This is a genomic window from Pseudarthrobacter enclensis (assembly GCF_030811655.1).
Taxonomy (GTDB): domain Bacteria; phylum Actinomycetota; class Actinomycetes; order Actinomycetales; family Micrococcaceae; genus Arthrobacter; species Arthrobacter enclensis_A.
In genome coordinates, this window is sequence record NZ_JAUSRE010000001.1 from 275,327 (window position 1) to 293,199 (window position 17,873).

Consider the following 17,873-nt stretch of genomic DNA (forward strand, 5'->3'; position numbering starts at 1 on the left):
GAACTGAAAATTGGGGGAAAAATGAAGAAGTCCGTGCTGGGAACTTTCGGGGCTTCTGCCCTCGTAGCCTTGGCGGTATCCGGCTGCGGGGGATCGGCAGCGCCGCAGGCAGCAGACTCCTCCACGGCAGCGCCGACGCCCTCCCGGACCACGGCTTTCCCGCCCCCCACGGCAACGCCCATACCAACGGCCAAGGCCTACACGGGTGACGAACTGGCTGCCATCGTGGGCCAGTTGAGGGACTCGGCGGACCGGAGGCTCTCAGTGCTGGGAAGCGCCGAACTCTCCCGTTCACTGGAGCTGGCCAAAGCGGCGATCGGATCCATGTACGTCTCCCCGGCGGAGTGCCAGGCCATGGCGGACTCCGGAAACATGGCAGCGTTTGACGGTGTTCCCCTGGCGGCAGGGCAGAGCATCGACAACGCGACCGGTTCCATGTCGATGATGACGCTGGCCGCCGGCCTCGATGAATCAAAGTTGGCCAGAATCGTTGGCCAGACACACCAGTTGAACACATGCGCCACCATGGCCATGACCGTCTCCGGCGTCGACTACACGGTCACGCTGAAGCCCGTTGAAGGCGCCGGCAGCGTTCCGGACACGGTTACCTACCGGACGGACACCAAGTCATCCGACGGCAAGACACAATCCACGATCAAGGCCCAGGCTGTCCATCATGGCGTGCTGATGACAGCAGTCGCCATGGGCGGCGAAAGCGAGGCCGACGCCGTGCGGCGGGCGGGGGCACTGATGGACGAAGCCGCGGCATTGATCAAATAGGCTCCTGGCCCAGGGGCCCGGTGAGGTACCGCTGCACATTCGGTGCTGTGAGCCGCACCACGTCCTCCGGAGCCGCGGACGCGAGCGGCTCCAGCCGGACCACGTAGCGGACCATCATCAGGCCCACCACCTGGGTTGCCACGAGGCTTCCGCGCAGCGCCACCTCTTCCGGCGTCCCGGGAACGGAAGCCATGATCCTGCTGATGACCCTCCGCGCCACGATCTCGCGCAGGAGTGCGGTTTTGGCTTTGGACCCGATCGTGCCGCGGAGGAAGGCCAGCAGACCCGCCTGGGCGGGACTCTCCCACAGCCGGAGCACCGTGCGGACGATCAGTTCCGCACGCGTGGCGGGGTCTGTGTCTGCGACGCCGGCGAGGACCTGCTCCGGGTCGGCGGGCAATTCCACGCTGAGGGCAAAGAGTTCGTCCTTGCCGGTGAAGAAGTGGTGGATCATCCCGGGATCCACTCCTGCCGCCCGTGCGACCTGGCGCAGGCTGGTGCCCTCAAAGCCATGCTCGGCGAAGAGCATCCGGGCGGCCTCGAGGATGTCCTCACGGGACCCCGTCGTGCCGCCCCGGCGTCCCCGACGGGGCGTGGAGGTTCCCGGGCGGGGCGGGCCGCCGGCCGGGTCCTGCGCCTTCACGCGGTCCGCCGCCGCAGGGTGAGTGCGGCCAGGATCAGGACACCCAGCGAGATGGCGGCCATGATGCCCGCGTCCTGCCACAGCCGTTCGGTCGCCTCCGCATGGGCAGCGATCTCCTGGAGGGCATCGACCGAAAAGGTCAGGGGGAGGACGTTCGATATGGCTTCCAGAACGTCGTTCATCCGGTCGCGCGCCACGAAGAGGCCGCAGAGCAGGATCTGCGGCACCACCACTACCGGCATGAACTGCACGGCCTGGAACTCTGTCCTGGCGAAGGCCGAACAGAACAGCCCCAGCGCGACACCTAGGACGGCGTTGATCACGGCTATCAGCACCACGTAGCCAGGTGCTCCCGCGATGTCCAGGCCGAAGACCCAGTAAGCCATCGCCGTGGCCACCAGCGACTGCAGCGCAGCCATCAGCGAAAAGGCTATGCCGTACCCGAACAGCAGGTCCGCCTTATGTACGGGCGTGGTGAGCAGCCGCTCCAGCGTTCCGGAGGTCCGCTCCCTCAGCATCGTGATGGAAGTGACCAGGAACATCACCACGAAAGGAAAGATGGCCAGCATCATGAGGCCCACCCTGTCGAACGTGCGTGGCATGCCGGGCGGCAGCGTCTCGTTTTCGTAGAGGAAGTACACGGCCGTCAGCAGCAGCGCAGGAACCACCAGGATCATGGCGATGCTGCGGTGGTCGTGGCGCAGCTGGCTGAGCACCCGGCGCGCCGTGGCGAGCATCATCCGGACGTCCATCACCGCACGCTCCCGTGCTGCTTGGTCACGCCGGTATCCCGGCTCCGGGTGGATGCCTGCGCCGGCGGGCTCACGCCGTCGTATGCTTCCTGTTCCCTGATGATGGCCAGGAAAGCCTGCTCCAGGTTGCTGCTGTGCCCGCGTTGGCTGAGTTCGGCGGGGGTGAGCTGGGACAGGAGCCGGCCTTCGCGCAGCAGCAGCAGCGTTTCGCAGCGGCTCGCCTCCTCCATGACGTGGCTGGAAACGAGGAGCGTCGTTCCGGCTTCCGCCATGGCCCGGAACCGGTCCCAGAGGTCGGCGCGCAGGACGGGATCCAGGCCAACGGTGGGCTCGTCGAGCACCAGCAGCCGGGGGTGGGCCACCAGTGCGCAGGCCAGGGAAACCCGGTTGAGCTGGCCGCCGGACAGATCGGCGGCCTTGCGGCGGCCCAGCGGTCCAAGGCCGACGGCCGCAATGGCCTCGGCCACGTCGGCCTTGCCTTTGCGGTGCATCGCCCCGAAATAGCGCACGTTCGCTTGCACGGTGAGGTCCGGGTAGACACTGGGGGACTGGGTGACGTAACCCACCTGCCGCCGCAGGGAAGGCGTTCCGGCGGGAAGCCCCAGGACGGTGAGGGTCCCGGCGGAGATGCGCTGCGCTCCCACGATGGCCCGCATCAGTGTGGTCTTCCCGCTTCCCGATGGCCCCAGGAGCCCCGTGATCCGCCCCGGGGGGAGCGTGAAGTCCAGCGCATGGAGGACGGGCTGCCGCCCGAGCTTTACGGTGAGGGCGGCGGCCGCAATGGCCGCATCGCCACCGCTCCGGGTCATGGTCAAGGATGCTGCGGAATGCGACATGGCTGCCTCCGGTGCTGCCCCAGGTGTGCGGCCGGACCGGATGTCCAGCTAATTCATCACCTGATGAATTACAAGGTAGGGCCGCTGGCCTTGGCGGGTCAACAGATTCCCGACACAAAAACCCTTGTCAAACGTGTGCACGATCACATAAGTTCGATCTAGCTGCGCTGGAAGTGGGGTGGGCGGTCTCACCAGTCCTCACCAGTACTCAGGCGATAACGGCGTTGAGCCACGCCCGGATGCGATGACCAGCCCTATTGGGGGGCCAGGGGCTTTGTATTCCCGGGCGTGGCTCTACTGTGTCCCGGGCCTGCCAGTACTCCTCGCCAATGGCCGCCGGGCAGTCAATGCGGCAGGTGCTGTGCCGGTAGATTAGTACCAGACGAATTCCGGCCCTGCTGACCCAGCACTTCCCCAGAAACGGATATCACCCGTGGTCCAACGACTGTCCCAGCTTTTCCTGCGCACGCTGCGCGAAGACCCCGTCGATGCCGAGGTTGCCAGCCACAAACTCCTGGTCCGTGCCGGCTACATCCGCCGCGCGGCCCCCGGAATCTACACCTGGCTGCCGCTCGGGCTGAGCGTCCTGCGCAAGGTCGAGGAAATCGTCCGTGAGGAAATGGCTGCCATCGGCGCCCAGGAGGTCCACTTCCCGGCACTGCTGCCCCGGGAGCCGTACGAAGCCACCAACCGCTGGACCGAATACGGTGAAGGCCTGTTCCGGCTCCAGGACCGCAAGGGTGCCGACTACCTGCTCGCCCCCACCCATGAGGAAATGTTCACGCTCCTGGTCAAGGACCTGTACTCCTCGTACAAAGACCTGCCGTTGAGCCTGTACCAGATCCAGAACAAGTACCGCGACGAAGCCCGTCCCCGCGCAGGCCTCCTCCGCGGACGCGAGTTCATCATGAAGGATTCCTACTCCTTCGACGTGGACGACGCCGGCCTGGACGCCAGCTACGCTGCGCACCGGGCCGCCTACCTGAAGATCTTCGAACGCCTCGGGCTCGAAATTGTGCCGGTCGCAGCCACGGCCGGTGCCATGGGCGGGTCCAAGAGCGAGGAATTCCTGTTCCCCACCGAGATCGGCGAGGACACCTTTGTGCGCTCCGCCGGCGGCTATGCAGCCAACGTGGAGGCCGTCACCACTGTGGTGCCGGACGAGATCGACTTCAGCAACGCTCCGGCCGCTGAAGTCCTGGACACCCCCAACACTCCCACCATTGAGACCCTGGTGGCCGCCGCGAACCAGATTGCCCCGCGGGCAGAGGCCGACGGCGGCGCCTGGACTGCGGCGGACACGCTCAAGAACGTGGTCCTCGCCGTGACGCTGCCCACCGGTGAGCGTCAACTTGTGGTCATCGGCGTTCCCGGAGACCGCGGCGTGGACCTCAAGCGCGTCGAAGCGAACATCGGTTCCTTCCTGCCGGTCGCCGGCGAGATCGGACTGGAACAGGCGGGCGAGGAAGACCTCAAGAAGCAGCCCCTGATCGTCAAGGGCTACCTCGGGCCCGGGCTGTCCCTTGACGAACCACTGCTTGGCGCCGGGAGCGCGACCAAGCTGCTCTACCTGGTGGACCCGCGCGTTGTCCGGGGAACGGCGTGGATCACCGGCGCCAACGAGGCCGGCAAGCACGTGTTCGGCCTGGTCGCTGGCCGCGACTTCGGCTGGGACGGTGTCATCGAATGCACCGAAGTCCGTGCCGGAGATCCGTCGCCGGATGGCTCCGGGCCGCTGGAGACCGCCCGCGGAATCGAGATGGGCCACATCTTCCAGCTGGGCCGGAAGTACGCCGAAGCGCTGGACCTCAAGGTGCTGGACCAAAACGGCAAGCAGGTGGTGGTCACCATGGGTTCCTACGGCGTCGGAGTCACCCGTGCCGTAGCGGCGCTGGCCGAGGCCAACCACGATGACAGGGGCCTGGTCTGGCCGCGCAGCGTGGCCCCCGCCGATGTCCACGTGGTGGCCGTTGGCCGCGGGGATGAAATCTTCCAGGCAGCCGGAAAGCTCTCGGCAGAACTCGAGGATGCCGGCCTCTCCGTCATCTACGACGACCGGCCCAAGGTCTCTCCCGGCGTGAAGTTCGGTGACGCCGAACTGTTGGGTGTCCCCACCATCCTGGCCGTCGGCCGGGGCCTGGCGGACGGCGTGGTGGAGATCAAGGACCGCCGCAGCGGTGAAGCCGAGAACGTTGCCGTGGACAAAGCCGTCGACTACGTGGTCAACGCCGTCCGCAACCAGTGATCTCCGGCTTGGAGTCAATCCATCTCACCACCGTCATTATGATCGTGGTGGCTGGATTCGCAGCCGGCTGGGTTGATGCGGTGGTGGGCGGCGGAGGCCTCATCCAGCTTCCCGCGTTGCTCCTGGTTCCCGGGATCGCGCCCGTCCAGGCGTTGGCCACCAACAAGATGGGCTCCATTTTCGGGACCTCCACCAGCGCTGCCACCTACTACCGGCGCGTCGGGCCGGACCTGCGCACGGCCGTTCCCATGGCATTGATTGCACTGGCTGGCAGTTTCGGCGGCGCCAGCCTGGCCGCCACCCTGCCGGCCGGGGTCTTCAAACCCATCATCGTGGTGGCGCTGGTCGCCGTCGCGCTCTTCACGGCGCTGAGGCCCAGCGTCGGGGAGCTGACGGCACTGCGCCATGAAGGGCACAGGCACTACGTCGTGGCCTGCCTCATTGGTGCGGTGATCGGTTTCTATGACGGCCTCATCGGCCCGGGAACAGGGTCCTTCCTGGTCATCGCGCTGGTGTCCGCCATGGGGTACGCCTTCCTGGAAGCAAGCGCCAAGGCGAAGATCGTGAACATGGCCACCAATGCGGGCGCACTGCTGTTCTTCCTGCCGCACGGGTCCATCCTCTGGGGCATCGGCCTGCTGCTCGGCGGAGCCAACATGGCCGGTGGATATCTCGGCGCCCGCACTGCGGTGAAGCAGGGCAGCAAATTCGTCCGGATAGTCTTCCTGGTGGTGGTGGCGGCCCTGATCGTCAAACTCGGCTACGACGTCTGGCAGGAAGACTTTTCCTAAGCCATGCCGGAAACCGGTCCTGGCAGCACGCACCGCCCCGGGCCGTTACGGCCCGCATCATTGGGGAAGGCAAGGTGTGGATGCCCGGCTCACGGTGGCACGACCGGGACGTCCTGCGGGTTTCGGTGAGCAAATTGGCATACCGAAGGGGAGGACGTGGCACGGCCGTGGAGGCCGTCCGGTTCGCCCTGGCCGCTGTGCGGGGGGCTCCTGATACTTCCCACGGACGCCTGCCGCCGGCGTTAGCCGCCCTGTCCTGGCCCGGGCAATGAATGGGGATCCGTCAGCCCGTCCAGTGTTCTGCCGGCAAGGGTGCTGGCAACCCACAGTGACCGTGCCAAGTCGCCCTGGTGGCCCTGCGCGGCGTAGGCCAGGGCGTTTTCCACTTCCCTGGCGACGCCCCACTGCCTGGCCACCTCAGGATCAAGTCCGGCCGCGGTACTGAAGTCGTGGCACCTTTCGAGCAGGGCAGAACCGGCACCCACGGCCGGCAGGTCTGCCAGGCGGTTCCAGAGCAGCGGGGCTACGGCGAACTCCGGCTCTCCGATCAAGGGTTGGGGATCGATGGCGGCGTATCCGGCAGGCTTGGCTGCTCCGCCCGCAGACGCCGTTCCAGGGCGTGCCAGGATGTTCAGGTAATGCAGGTCTGTGTGCACCAGCAGATCGCGTGCCGAGCGCCGTCCCACCGCGCCGCGCGTCTGGCACACCTCAAGGGCGGCCTCGAGCAGCCAGCGGGGAAACGGGCGGCCCAGCTGCTCCCAGTCCGCCGGCAGGTCGTCGCTCCATTGCTCGGCGCGGCCGGCTATGTGGCCAAACTCCTGCCATTCGGGACGGCTGTCCGGCGCCAGCCCCAGTTGTCGTACCAGTCCGCCCCACACCCGGACCGCGTCATCCATCGGCACGTCCAGCAGCGACCAGTCCCCGTCGAGCCGTTCCAGGAGCATCGCGCACGATGCTTCGTCAGACGCCAGCAGCCCAACAGCGCCATGGCCGCCCCAGAGCGCCAGCGCGTGCTGCTCCACCCTTGCTTCATGGTGGGGGAATGCGATTTTGAGGGCCGCGGGGGAGCCGTCTCCCTGCCGCACCGGCACGACGAGGCCGCCGTGGCCACTCCATGGGAGGCAACCCGGTACCAGGTCGACCGTTAGCCGCCACTCTTCCAGGCGGTCACCCAGCAGGAACGGGAGGCCGTCCAGCCAGGCCCGTCCCGCCGTGCTGCGCGTGTAGCGTGCCGTGAGGGCCGGCGGAATGGGCACTGATTGCGTGGCACGTGCCGGCACGACAGGGTCAGACAACGCCGGAGGCACCGAGCAGGTTGCCGATCACGAACGTCGCGGCCAGCGCCAGGGCCCCGCCGATCACCACCCGCACAGCCGCCCGCATTCTCGAGCCGCCGCCGATCCATGCTCCCAGGGCGCCCGTGAGCGCCAACGCCACCAGGACGGAAACGAAGGTCAGGGGGACACGGATCGCTGGCGGGGGAAGCAGGATGGCCAGCATCGGCAGGATGGCACCGATGGTGAAGGCGATGGCCGAAGCGAAAGCCGCGTGCCAGGGGCTGACGATGTCCTCCTCATCGATGTTGAGTTCGGCGGACAGGTGTGCGGCCAGGACGTCATGGGCGGTCAGTTCGCGGGCGACCCTGGCAGCCGTTTCTGGAGTGAGGCCCTTGGCCTGGTAGATGGCCGTCAGCTCGGCCAGTTCGGCTTCCGGTTCTTCGGCCAGTTCGCGGCGTTCCTTCTCGATCAGGGCCCGTTGGCTGTCACTTTGGCTGCTGACCGAGACGTATTCGCCCAGGGCCATGGACACCGCCCCGCCTACCACACCCGCTACGCCGGCCGTGAGGATGGGACCCACCTCGGCGGTGGCGCCGGCGACGCCCACCACGATGGCGGCGACCGAGACGATCCCGTCGTTGGCGCCAAGGACGCCTGCACGCAACCAATTCAACCGGTGCGCAATGTCATTTCCGTGCGGTTCCGTCTCAAGGTGGCCGTTCAGCCCGGGCCCGGCAGAAGTGGTCTTCGGGGCGTCAGCCGGTTCATCCGCGTTCATCCCTTCAGCAAACCACCCCTGCCGGCCCGGTGCCACCCTCTGCAGGCCCTTCTTTGCACGCGCCTTTGCATGCGCCTTTGCATGCGTGGGCCCAGTCAGCGGGGGCGCTGCCCGGCGTTCGGAGGGGCTCAGGATGCCGTGGGCGGCGTCTGGCCACTCCCGGCAGGAAGCCCAGCGCCAGTGGAAGGGGCAGGACCAGTGGTAGGGGCTTGACCAGGACCGCCGGGACTTCCCGCGTCCTCGGGAAGGGCAGGCAGTTGGCTCACGTCCAGGGCAAGGCCCGGAACCGGCCCCGGGTCCGCACCCCAGCGGACTGCGCGGTCCGCGGCAGCCCGGAGCGCAGAGACCGCCCACGCCCGGTCCTGGCCCTGGCTTACCGCCACCAGATCGCCGTAGGAGGTGGCGGTCGCCGCTTCCAGCCGGCCAAGGTTCATCGCCGGGGCGGCCAGGAACCCTGGATCCAGGACATACCCCGGTTGCTGTGGCACTGACGTACCGCAAGCGAGGCGGAGCCGTTCCTCCGCCGCAGCGGCCAGTTCCTTGTGCCGGGCCAGGAATTCCGACGCCGGGCCGGCCTGGGCGGGAGCGAGCCGGGGGAGCGCTGCCTGGTAGCCGTAGACCGCCTGCTGCTCAGCGCTGACCGCGGACGCCAGGGCGTGGCGCGTATCTGCGGCCAAGCCCGCTCCGCTGCCTACGGGGGCGGTGGCGGGCCCCGCAGCCTGCCCGGACGGTGCCGGACAGGGGATGGTTGTTGCCGGTCCGGCGGAAGTCATCTCCGAATTGGCGGCCGGCTGCGGCGCAGGAACCCCGAGGGCGGTGGCGAGGCGTCCGGCCGCGAGGAGTTGGGCGGTGCCTGTTCCCGCGAGAAGGCGCGCCATGCCGCCGTCGGCCGTTTCAGCATCCCTGACGCGGGCGGTCCCACTGCCGGCCATGGCCTGCACGAACCCGGCAGCGCTTATGGGCCGGGCCGTGGACGACGGCGATGCCCACGCCAGGGCAGTGGCAGGCGCTGACCCGGCGGCAGGGGACAGCAGGGCCCTGGCCTGGATGGTCAGCAAGGTCACAACCGGGTCCAGGACGGCCGGGTCCGCCGCGCCGGTGGACGCCAACTGCATTCCGGCTGCCCGCAGGGCCAGTGCCTCAGCCAGGGCCGCGGCCCTGGCCCGCTCGGAGAACGGCGGCTCTGCCGGCGCGGGCTTTTCCGCGGGAATCAGGGCGAAACCAAGGCTCAGGACCACCAGGGCAGCGAGGGCCAAGACAGCGTATCGGAACGGGCGCGCGCGCGGGTGGCGGTCCTGGCGGGGGTCTTTCACAACAGACCATGGTGTCACGTTGCAAGGGAACCCGGGTGCCCCGCCGGGCCGGTAAAATAGCTACGCTAGTAAACACCACATCATCTATAGGGAGGCGGCCGGCATCGTGAGCAATGCAGAAGCTAAGGCTTCACCAGACCACACCGGTGCGGGAAGCGGGTCCGCGTCGGCCCATAACCCCGAGGCCGCCCGCCTCCGGGCCCTCCTGGAACCCGTTGTCCAGGCCAACCGCCTGTACCTTGAGGATGTTGCCATCAACATTGCCGGCTCCCACCGGGTGGTCCACGTTGTGGTGGACCTGCCCCAGGAGGAGACCGGCGGCGTGAGCCTGGACGTGATCGCGGACATCTCGAAGGAGCTTTCCGACGTTCTCGACAGCGACCCCCAGGCTGACACCCGTCCGTACGACCTCGAAGTGTCATCGCCCGGCGTGGGGCGTCCGCTGACCGAACCCCGCCACTGGCACAGGGCCCGGGGGCGGATGGCCAAGGTGAACGTTGTCCAGGGTGAAAACATCACCGGTCGGATCCAGTCGGTGGACGACGGCGGAGTGACCCTGGTCCCCGAGGTCGCCGTCAAGAAGGGCATGAAGCCCCGCCAGGGTGAACCCGTAAAGCTTCCTTTCGACAGGATCCGCAACGGAAAAGTCGAGATCGAATTCAGCCACCTCCCGGAGGACGGTCTGGAACCTGAACACAATGGACCTTCTGAGGAGGCCTGATGGATATTGACATGAGCGCACTGAGACTTTTGGAGCGTGAGCGTGAAATTCCGCTGGACCTCCTGATCCCCACCATTGAGCAGGCGCTCCTGGTGGCGTACCACAAGTCGCCGGGAGCTTTCGAGAAAGCGCGGGCCGAGCTGGACCGCAAGAGCGGGCACGTCACCATCTGGGCAGTGGAGTTGGACGACGACGGCGCCCCCATCGGTGAGTTCGAGCACACCCCGGAGGGGTTCGGACGGATCGCGGCCAGCACGGCCCGCCAAATCATCCTGCAGCGCCTGCGGGACGTGGAGGACGACAATGTCCTGGGCGAATTCAAGGGCCGCGAAGGTGAACTGGTCTCCGGCACCATCCAGCAGGGCAACAACCCGCACATGATCCAGGTCAACCTCGGCTCCATCGAGGCCCTGCTGCCGCCGCCCGAGCAGGTTCCCGGGGAAAAGTACATCCACGGCAACCGCCTGCGCGCCCTGGTCATCGACGTGCACCGCGGTACCAAGGGTCCCTCCGTGACGCTGTCCCGGTCGCACCCTGGCCTGGTCCGGAAGCTCTTCGAACTCGAAGTCCCCGAAATCGCCGACCACTCAGTGGAGATCGTCGCCCTTGCCCGTGAGGCCGGGCACCGCACCAAGATCGCCGTAAAAGCGAACACTCCGGGCATCAACGCCAAGGGTGCCTGCATCGGCGAAATGGGCTCCCGGGTGCGCGCTGTGATGAACGAGTTGAACGACGAAAAGATCGACATCGTCGACTTCAGTGAGAACCCGGCGACGTTCATAGCCAGCGCCCTGTCGCCGTCGCGCGTGAATTCGGTCACCATCACCGACGAAGCCACGCGTTCGGCCCGGGTTGTGGTTCCCGACTACCAACTGTCCCTGGCCATCGGCAAGGAAGGCCAGAATGCCCGCCTCGCGGCAAAGCTGACCGGATGGCGCATCGACATCGTCTCCGACGCCGCTGCTGCCCGCGACAAATAGCGTCCCGGACAAGGGCGGCTGCTGCGCCGCGGCAGCCGCCCGGTTTCGGGCAGAACGGCCCAAAGGGGCTAGAATAGATAAGACCGCGCCTAACGGCCGGTAGCCGTGTGCCTTGGGCGTGCTCGTTTCCGTGACTGCGGAGACGGTAAAACCCGCGGCCAGCAGAAAGAACGTCAGGACGATGACCGTGGCAGAAATGCTTTCCACAGGGAATCAGCCCGAACGTACCTGCATCGGATGCCGGAAGAAGGGCCCGCGGTCACAGTTGCTCCGGCTCGTCGCCGAAGGCAGCGGGTCAACCGCTGTCCTGGTGGATGAACGACGCCGGATGGCTGGCCGGGGTGCATGGCTGCATCCCAGCGAATCGTGCCTGGCTCTGGCGATCAAGCGGCGAGCATTCGGACGTGCCCTTCACGGCGCAACCGGGACCGCAGCCGTTGAACACCGGATCACGTCGGGCCCGAAAGTTGACGCCGCCCCGGTGGCTGCAACACCAACCGTCCAACCTGAAAGCGGGTCAGAAATCTGATGGAAACCCGATGAGTTCCCAGCGATGAGTGCGTAACGATGACAACTTTGTTGCGCTCTGCAATGGGCCCCTTCGCATCAACAGCGGCTGGGGTCCGCAGTAAGAAGTAGACGGTTCGTGCCTGGCTCGGTGCGGACCGAGACAGGAGAAATGTGGCCAAGGTCCGCGTACATGAGCTCGCCAAAGAGCTCGGTATAACTTCCAAAGATGCAGTGACAAAACTGCAGGAACTGGGCGAATTCGTTCGCTCCGCCTCTTCAACCATTGAGGCCCCCGTTGTGCGGAAACTGCGCAACGCCTTCCCCGACGCTGCCGCCAAGTCGGCTGCACCGTCCGCAGCGCCCGCCGCCGCGCCCAAGGCACCCGCTCCCGCAGCGGAATCACGTCCTTCAGCTCCGGCTCCCGGCCCCGCTGCGCCCAAGGCTCCGGCCGCCAAGGCGCAGGCACCGGCTCCGGCTGCGCCCGCTGCCCCCGCACAGGCGGCAGCCCCGGCTGCGCCCGCTGCCTCCGCGCCTGCAGCGCCCGCTGCGTCCGCGCCTGCCGCTCCGTCCACCGGCGCCAAGCCCGGTGCACGTCCGGCTCCCAAGGCCGAGACCCCGGCGCCGTCGGCACGTCCCGGTGGGTCAACGCCCGGTGCCTCCGGTCCCCGTCCAGGCGGTCCGCGTCCCGGCAACAACCCCTTCGCCACCTCGCAGGGCATGCCCCGCGGCCGCGGCGGAGACGGTGAACGCGCTCCCCGTCCCGGCAACAACCCGTTCGCCACGTCCCAGGGCATGCCCCGCCCGGGCGGCAGCCGCACTGACGGCGACCGTCCCGGTGGTCCGCGTCCCGCGGCCGGTGCAGGTGGGCCCCGCCCCGGTGGTCCGCGTCCCGCGGCCGGTGCGGGTGGACCTCGTCCCGCAGCCGGTGCAGGTGGACCCCGTCCCGGCGCCCCGCGTCCCGGTGGTCCCCGTCCCACTCCCGGCATGATGCCCAACCGCACCGAGCGTCCCGCACCCGCAGGTGCAGGCCGTCCCGGTGGCGGCCGCGGTCCCGGACGTCCCGGTGGCGCTCCCGGCACCGGCGGTCCCGGTGGCGGCGGCGGTGCTCCGGCCGGCGGTGGCTTCGGCAAGGGCGGACGCGGCCGCGGCGGCACCCAGGGTGCCTTCGGCAAGGGCGGCGCAGGCCGTGGCAAGCAGCGCAAGTCCAAGCGCGCAAAGCGCCAGGAACTTGAGCAGATGAGTGCCCCGTCGCTGGGTGGCGTGAGCGTACCCCGCGGCGACGGCAACACCGTTATCCGGCTTCGCCGGGGCTCGTCCATCACGGACTTCGCCGACAAGATCGAGGCAAACCCCGCCGCGCTGGTGACCGTGCTGTTCCACCTCGGTGAAATGGCAACCGCCACCCAGTCGCTGGATGAAGACACCTTCGCCCTGCTCGGTGAGGAACTGGGCTACAAGCTCCAGGTCGTCTCCCCGGAGGACGAGGAGCGCGAACTCCTGTCCAGCTTCGACATCGACTTTGACGCCGAACTCGAAGCCGAAGGCGACGAGGAACTCGAGGCACGTCCTCCAGTAGTCACCGTCATGGGCCACGTCGACCACGGTAAGACCCGGCTGCTCGATGCCATCCGCAAGTCCGACGTCATGGCGGGCGAGCACGGCGGCATCACCCAGCACATTGGTGCCTACCAGGTCACGCACACCCACGAAGGCGAAGACCGGAAGATCACCTTCATCGACACCCCGGGCCACGAGGCGTTCACCGCCATGCGTGCCCGCGGTGCGAAGGTCACCGACATCGCCATCCTGGTGGTCGCAGCGGATGACGGCGTAATGCCCCAGACCGTTGAAGCCCTCAACCACGCCCAGGCGGCCAACGTGCCGATCGTCGTGGCCGTGAACAAGATCGACAAGGAAGGCGCCAACCCGGACAAGGTCCGTGGCCAGCTGACCGAGTACGGCCTGGTTCCCGAGGAATACGGTGGCGACACCATGTTCGTGGAGGTCTCTGCCCGCCAGAACCTGCACATCGACGAGCTGCTCGAGGCCGTCCTGCTCACCGCAGACGCCGCCCTGGACATGCGCGCCAACCCGAACAAGGACGCCCGCGGCATCGCCATCGAAGCGAACCTTGACAAGGGCCGCGGTGCGGTAGCCACCGTCCTGGTACAGTCCGGCACCCTGCGTGTCGGCGACACCATCGTGGCAGGCACGGCCCACGGCCGCGTCCGTGCGATGTTCGACGACGACGGCAGCGCCCTGACCGAGGCAGGCCCGTCCCGCCCCGTCCAGGTGCTGGGTCTGTCCAACGTCCCGCGCGCCGGTGACACCTTCTTCGTGACTGCTGACGAGCGCACCGCCCGCCAGATCGCCGAGAAGCGCGAAGCCGCCGACCGCAACGCCGCCCTGGCCAAGCGCCGCAAGCGCATCAGCCTGGAAGACTTCGACCAGGCCGTCGCCGAAGGCAAGATCGACACCCTCAACCTCATCCTCAAGGGTGACGTGTCCGGTGCCGTGGAAGCCCTCGAGGACGCCCTGCTCAAGATCGACGTCGGCGAAGGCGTGCAGCTGCGCGTCATCCACCGCGGTGTGGGTGCCATCACCCAGAACGACGTCAACCTGGCAACGGTCGACTCCGCCGTCATCATCGGCTTCAACGTCAAGCCCGCCGAGCGGGTTGCCGAACTGGCAGACCGCGAAGGCGTCGACATGCGCTTCTACTCCGTCATCTACGCAGCAATCGATGACATCGAGATGGCGCTCAAGGGCATGCTCAAGCCGGAATACGAAGAAGTCCAGCTCGGCACCGCCGAGGTCCGCGAAGTCTTCCGCTCCTCCAAGTTCGGAAACATCGCCGGCTCCATCGTCCGCTCGGGCATCATCCGACGCAACGCCAAGGCACGCGTCAGCCGCGACGGCAAGATCATCGGTGACAACCTCACGGTCGAGTCGCTCAAGCGCTTCAAGGACGACGCCACCGAGGTCCGCACGGACTTCGAATGTGGTATCGGTCTTGGGTCGTACAACGACATCATCGAAGGTGACATCATCGAGACCTTCGAGATGCGCGAGAAGCCGCGCGTCTAAGCTGTCTCAGCCTTACCGGTGCGGGGCCGTCGGGATTTTCCGGCGGCCCCGCCCCTTCGCTGGGTGGCCTACGTCTGACGACGTCGGCCACCCAGCTTCGGCAGGCCCGATGCCACTCCCAGGCCGCCGGAAAATCCCGACGGTAGTCCCGTCGTAGACTCGCCTTAGGTGCGTGGCACATAACTGAAACGTTCGATGCAGCCTCTGTGCCGCCGTCGTACGTCCCTAATTTTTTCTTCTTATAGGAGTTGTTCATGGCTGATCCGGCACGCGCTGCCAAGTTGGCGCAGCGGATTAAGGTTGTTGTTGCTGAGGCCCTGGGCCGGAGGATCAAGGATCCGCGGGTGGAGGGCATTACTGTCACTGATGCCCGCGTGACCAATGATCTTCAGCATGCCACTGTTTACTACACCGTCCTTGGCGACCAGGCTGTCCAGGCTGATGCTGCCAAGGGGCTTGAGAAGGCCAAGGGTGTGCTTCGGCAGGAGGTTGGACGCAACATCACCGTGCGCCTGACCCCCACCCTTGAGTTTGTGGCTGACCAGATTCCGGTGGTCGCGTCAAACCTCGAAGAGCTGCTCCGCGAGGCCAAGAAGCGCGACGCCGAGGTGGCCGCACTGGCTGCCAAAGCCAAGCACGCGGGCGACGCCGATCCCTACAAGTCTGATGCATCCGCCGACGTGGACATCGACGAGGACGACTTCGACGAAGAGGACCAGGACCTCGCCGACGATGAGGATCTCGACGAGGACAGCAACAAGTAGCACCCCACACCAGGGGCCCGGAAGTAATTCCGGGCCCCTGGTGCTTTTAACCCGTGCGTGCCATGACGTCCGGCCACATGTCCGGTGCTACTTGAGGTCCACCTTGATGACCTTGCCGGCAGGTGGCTGGGACGGGTCGCCCAAGGCGTCGATCGTGGCGTAGAGGTTGTCTCCCTTGATGTCGACGTCGGCCGGCAGGTTAACGGCCAGGAACTTCGAGCGGTCACCTCCGCAGGTGAATTTCAGGATCTGCCCGCCAAAGAGGGAGGCAACATACACGTCTCCGTTGCCCGCCACAGCCAGGCCGGTGGGGCTGAGGATGTGGTCTGCCCAGACGTCGGTGTCACCGTTCCACGGGTTGACCTTGAAGACGGCTCCCCGCGCACCCAGTTCGGGTCCTTCAGGGCCGCCTGGCAGCGACGTCACGTAGAGCATGCCGTCGGGACCGATCCCGATGTCCGTGGGCACGGGTTCAAACGCGTACTTATGCCCCACCACGCAGTCCGGAACCGTCATGGTGTTCCCCTGCATGTCTACCGGGATTTTCAAACCCGCCGGAATGACGGCCGGCCTCGGGGGGAGGACGGCAACGGTGTCTATGTCGCCGTTCTTCAGGTTGACCTTGAGGACGGCGTTCATGCCCGCATCTGCGACATAAGCTGTGTCATCGCGGACTGCCAGCGCGTAGGGATGCGAATCAACCATGCCCTTGTACGCGGGAGGCGGGAACTTGGGCCAGTTGGCGAGGCACTGGGCGCTGACGTCGTCGCCGAATCCGTAACGCTGGTCACCGTCCGGGTTGTGGCGCCGCTCGTAGGCGGCAATGTTTGCGATGGTCTCCACATGGCCCTTTGAGTCGATGGACTTGAGGTAGCCGTGCAGTGCTGCCGGGTCGCCCTGGCCTGCGCCCACGCTCTCAAGGTAATACGTGGTGCTGCCCCGGGTATCGGAACCCGCCACCTCCCAGCCTTTGGCCGTGTGCGTGTCCAGGTCGGCCGTGGAGCCGTCACGGTTGATGCGGGTCAGCTTCCCGACGAAGTCCTGGGAAACCAGGACTGATTTTCCGGTTCCTGCCGAGACGTGCAGTGGGGAGACGAGCCCGTCTGCAAGAACCTGATAATTCGGTGCGCCGGCGGAGGCGGCGGCGGGGCCTGCGGACGCTATGGCAGCGGCCGAGGCGGCGATACAAGCTAAGAGTGCGAGTCTTTTCTTCATTGGGTACTCCGGGGTGCGAGGCCCTTGCGGGCTTGGTATGGAAGCCTCCGCAGAGGCTGAATGTGTCCCCCGGGCGCAAGCGTAGGCCCCTACCGGCCGGTAGGGGCAGGTGGAATGCCCCCTCGTTGTCCCCCTTTCCATCCCCCAACGGGGCGCCGGTGGCTAGGATCGTGCTATGACCTCTGCGGACCATGGCGGCAGCCCCTCCCGGAACCTCGGCCAGGGGCGAAACCCCGGCCAGGATTTCCACCCTGACCTGGCCAAATACCTTGCCCACGCAGTGGACCTGGCCACCCAAAACGTCGGCCAGGGCGGTGGCCCGTTCGGGGCGGTGGTGGTGACGCGGGACGGGCGCGTCCATGCCGGCGTCAACAGGGTCACCCGGGACAACGATCCCACTGCCCACGCAGAGGTGGTGGCCATCCGGGCGGCTGCTGCTGCAACCGCGGACTTCGACCTCACTGGCTCCATCCTCTACGCGAGCTGCGAGCCGTGCCCGATGTGCCTGGCGTCGGCCCTCTGGGCCCGGATCGGCCACGTCTACTTCGCGGCCGACCGCCACGGCGCCGCGGCCGCCGGCTTTGACGACGCCCTCTTCTACGACTACTTCAGCGGGGGCGCGCCGGAACTCATGCCGGTCACCAGGGGTGACATCCCTACATCGGATGTTCCCTTCCAAACATGGCGCGCCTTTGACGCCAGGAAGGAATACTAGCCATGGAACCAACGCTTGTGGCCTGCCCCGCCTGCGGGAAGACCAACAGGGTGCCGGCCCAGGCCGCCGGCCACCCGCGCTGCGGCAACTGCAAGACGGACCTGCCATGGATCGTTTCCGCAGGCGACACCGACTTCGCGGCCGTGGCCGAGCAGTCGCCAGTTCCGGTGCTGGTCGATTTCTGGGCTGCCTGGTGCGGACCCTGCCGCATGGTCAGCCCGGTCCTGGACAAGCTGGCCCGGGAACGGCCCGGGAAAATCAAGCTGGTCAAGGTGGACGAGGACAAGTCGCCCAACCTGTCCCGGCGGTTCGACGTGCAGGCCATTCCCACGTTGATGGTGATCGTGGACGGGAAGGTTGCCGCCCGGCAGGCCGGCGCCGCCCCGGCAGAGGTGCTGCGTTCCTGGCTCGACAAAGCGCTGGCCGGCGCCCGAGGCTAGCGGGGACTCTCTGTTGAAGCGTCCCG

The 17,873-nt window shown here is 67.1% G+C and carries 17 protein-coding genes; 10 read left to right on the plus strand and 7 right to left on the minus strand.

The annotated features are described in order from the left end of the window. The first annotated feature begins 21 nt into the window (after window positions 1-21). Window positions 22-780: a hypothetical protein gene (locus J2X98_RS01225; RefSeq protein ID WP_307303578.1), complete on the plus strand. Its 759-nt coding sequence runs from the start codon at window positions 22-24 to the stop codon at window positions 778-780. Here the strand turns inward: J2X98_RS01225 and J2X98_RS01230 are convergent. The 3 genes from J2X98_RS01230 to J2X98_RS01240 are packed head-to-tail and all read right to left on the minus strand — an operon-like array spanning window position 773 to window position 2,984. Further along, complete coding sequence (locus J2X98_RS01230) at window positions 773-1,423, minus strand: TetR/AcrR family transcriptional regulator (protein WP_307303580.1); 651 nt, start codon at window positions 1,421-1,423, stop codon at window positions 773-775. The two genes, J2X98_RS01225 and J2X98_RS01230, sit on opposite strands and share 8 nt — an antisense overlap. Next, entirely contained in the window at window positions 1,420-2,175 is a 756-nt protein-coding gene (locus tag J2X98_RS01235; protein WP_373460813.1) for an ABC transporter permease, read from the minus strand. Before J2X98_RS01235 ends, J2X98_RS01230 begins: the two co-directional genes overlap by 4 nt. Further along, window positions 2,175-2,984 carry an ABC transporter ATP-binding protein gene (locus J2X98_RS01240; RefSeq protein WP_307303582.1) on the minus strand — a complete coding sequence of 270 codons (810 nt, stop codon included), beginning with the start codon at window positions 2,982-2,984 and terminating at the stop codon, window positions 2,175-2,177. Before J2X98_RS01240 ends, J2X98_RS01235 begins: the two co-directional genes overlap by 1 nt. Before the next feature lie 460 nt (window positions 2,985-3,444). Between J2X98_RS01240 and J2X98_RS01245 the strand changes: the two genes are divergently transcribed. Both J2X98_RS01245 and J2X98_RS01250 read left to right on the plus strand, forming a co-directional pair. After that, window positions 3,445-5,256 carry a proline--tRNA ligase gene (locus tag J2X98_RS01245; RefSeq protein ID WP_307303584.1) on the plus strand — a complete coding sequence of 604 codons (1,812 nt, stop codon included), beginning with the start codon at window positions 3,445-3,447 and terminating at the stop codon, window positions 5,254-5,256. Then, window positions 5,253-6,047, plus strand: a complete 795-nt coding sequence (locus J2X98_RS01250; protein WP_307303585.1) for a sulfite exporter TauE/SafE family protein — start codon at window positions 5,253-5,255, stop codon at window positions 6,045-6,047. Before J2X98_RS01245 ends, J2X98_RS01250 begins: the two co-directional genes overlap by 4 nt. Window positions 6,048-6,289: 242 nt before the next feature. Here the strand turns inward: J2X98_RS01250 and J2X98_RS01255 are convergent, their stop codons facing one another. From J2X98_RS01255 to J2X98_RS01265, 3 genes are all read right to left on the minus strand, one after another. Then, window positions 6,290-7,342: an aminoglycoside phosphotransferase family protein gene (locus J2X98_RS01255; protein ID WP_307303586.1), complete on the minus strand. Its 1,053-nt coding sequence runs from the start codon at window positions 7,340-7,342 to the stop codon at window positions 6,290-6,292. Beyond that, window positions 7,335-8,102, minus strand: a complete 768-nt coding sequence (locus tag J2X98_RS01260) for a VIT1/CCC1 transporter family protein (protein ID WP_141940753.1) — start codon at window positions 8,100-8,102, stop codon at window positions 7,335-7,337. The genes J2X98_RS01255 and J2X98_RS01260 overlap by 8 nt, the downstream gene beginning before the upstream one ends. Before the next feature lie 128 nt (window positions 8,103-8,230). Next, window positions 8,231-9,415 (minus strand): DUF4439 domain-containing protein, encoded by a 1,185-nt coding sequence (locus J2X98_RS01265; protein WP_307303587.1) that lies wholly within the window; start codon window positions 9,413-9,415, stop codon window positions 8,231-8,233. A 106-nt stretch (window positions 9,416-9,521) separates the two neighbouring features. Here J2X98_RS01265 and rimP point away from each other — a divergent pair, with 106 nt between their 5' ends. The 5 genes from rimP (at window position 9,522) to rbfA (ending at window position 15,477) form a co-directional block, all read left to right on the plus strand. Then, window positions 9,522-10,136, plus strand: coding sequence for a ribosome maturation factor RimP (rimP, locus tag J2X98_RS01270; RefSeq protein WP_141940755.1), 615 nt, complete (start codon window positions 9,522-9,524; stop codon window positions 10,134-10,136). Beyond that, the gene (nusA, locus tag J2X98_RS01275) at window positions 10,136-11,116 is read left to right on the plus strand and encodes a transcription termination factor NusA (protein ID WP_141940756.1); all 981 of its coding nucleotides are present in this window, start codon (window positions 10,136-10,138) and stop codon (window positions 11,114-11,116) included. Before rimP ends, nusA begins: the two co-directional genes overlap by 1 nt. A 196-nt stretch (window positions 11,117-11,312) precedes the next feature. After that, the gene (locus J2X98_RS01280; RefSeq protein WP_307303710.1) at window positions 11,313-11,645 is read left to right on the plus strand and encodes a YlxR family protein; all 333 of its coding nucleotides are present in this window, start codon (window positions 11,313-11,315) and stop codon (window positions 11,643-11,645) included. Window positions 11,646-11,797: 152 nt separating this feature from the next. Then, window positions 11,798-14,713: a translation initiation factor IF-2 gene (gene infB, locus J2X98_RS01285; protein ID WP_307303592.1), complete on the plus strand. Its 2,916-nt coding sequence runs from the start codon at window positions 11,798-11,800 to the stop codon at window positions 14,711-14,713. A gap of 254 nt (window positions 14,714-14,967) precedes the next feature. Then, on the plus strand, window positions 14,968-15,477 hold the full coding sequence (rbfA, locus tag J2X98_RS01290) for a 30S ribosome-binding factor RbfA (RefSeq protein WP_141940759.1): 510 nt from the start codon (window positions 14,968-14,970) through the stop codon (window positions 15,475-15,477). A gap of 87 nt (window positions 15,478-15,564) precedes the next feature. On the opposite strand, the gene J2X98_RS01295 is transcribed toward rbfA, so the two are convergent. Further along, window positions 15,565-16,692: a ScyD/ScyE family protein gene (locus J2X98_RS01295; protein ID WP_307303595.1), complete on the minus strand. Its 1,128-nt coding sequence runs from the start codon at window positions 16,690-16,692 to the stop codon at window positions 15,565-15,567. A 175-nt stretch (window positions 16,693-16,867) separates the two neighbouring features. Here J2X98_RS01295 and J2X98_RS01300 point away from each other — a divergent pair, with 175 nt between their 5' ends. Together J2X98_RS01300 and trxA are read left to right on the plus strand one after the other, a co-directional pair. Further along, window positions 16,868-17,407, plus strand: coding sequence for a nucleoside deaminase (locus tag J2X98_RS01300; RefSeq protein ID WP_307303596.1), 540 nt, complete (start codon window positions 16,868-16,870; stop codon window positions 17,405-17,407). A gap of 2 nt (window positions 17,408-17,409) precedes the next feature. Next, the gene (gene trxA / locus J2X98_RS01305) at window positions 17,410-17,847 is read left to right on the plus strand and encodes a thioredoxin (protein WP_307303597.1); all 438 of its coding nucleotides are present in this window, start codon (window positions 17,410-17,412) and stop codon (window positions 17,845-17,847) included. Window positions 17,848-17,873: the final 26 nt, after the last annotated feature.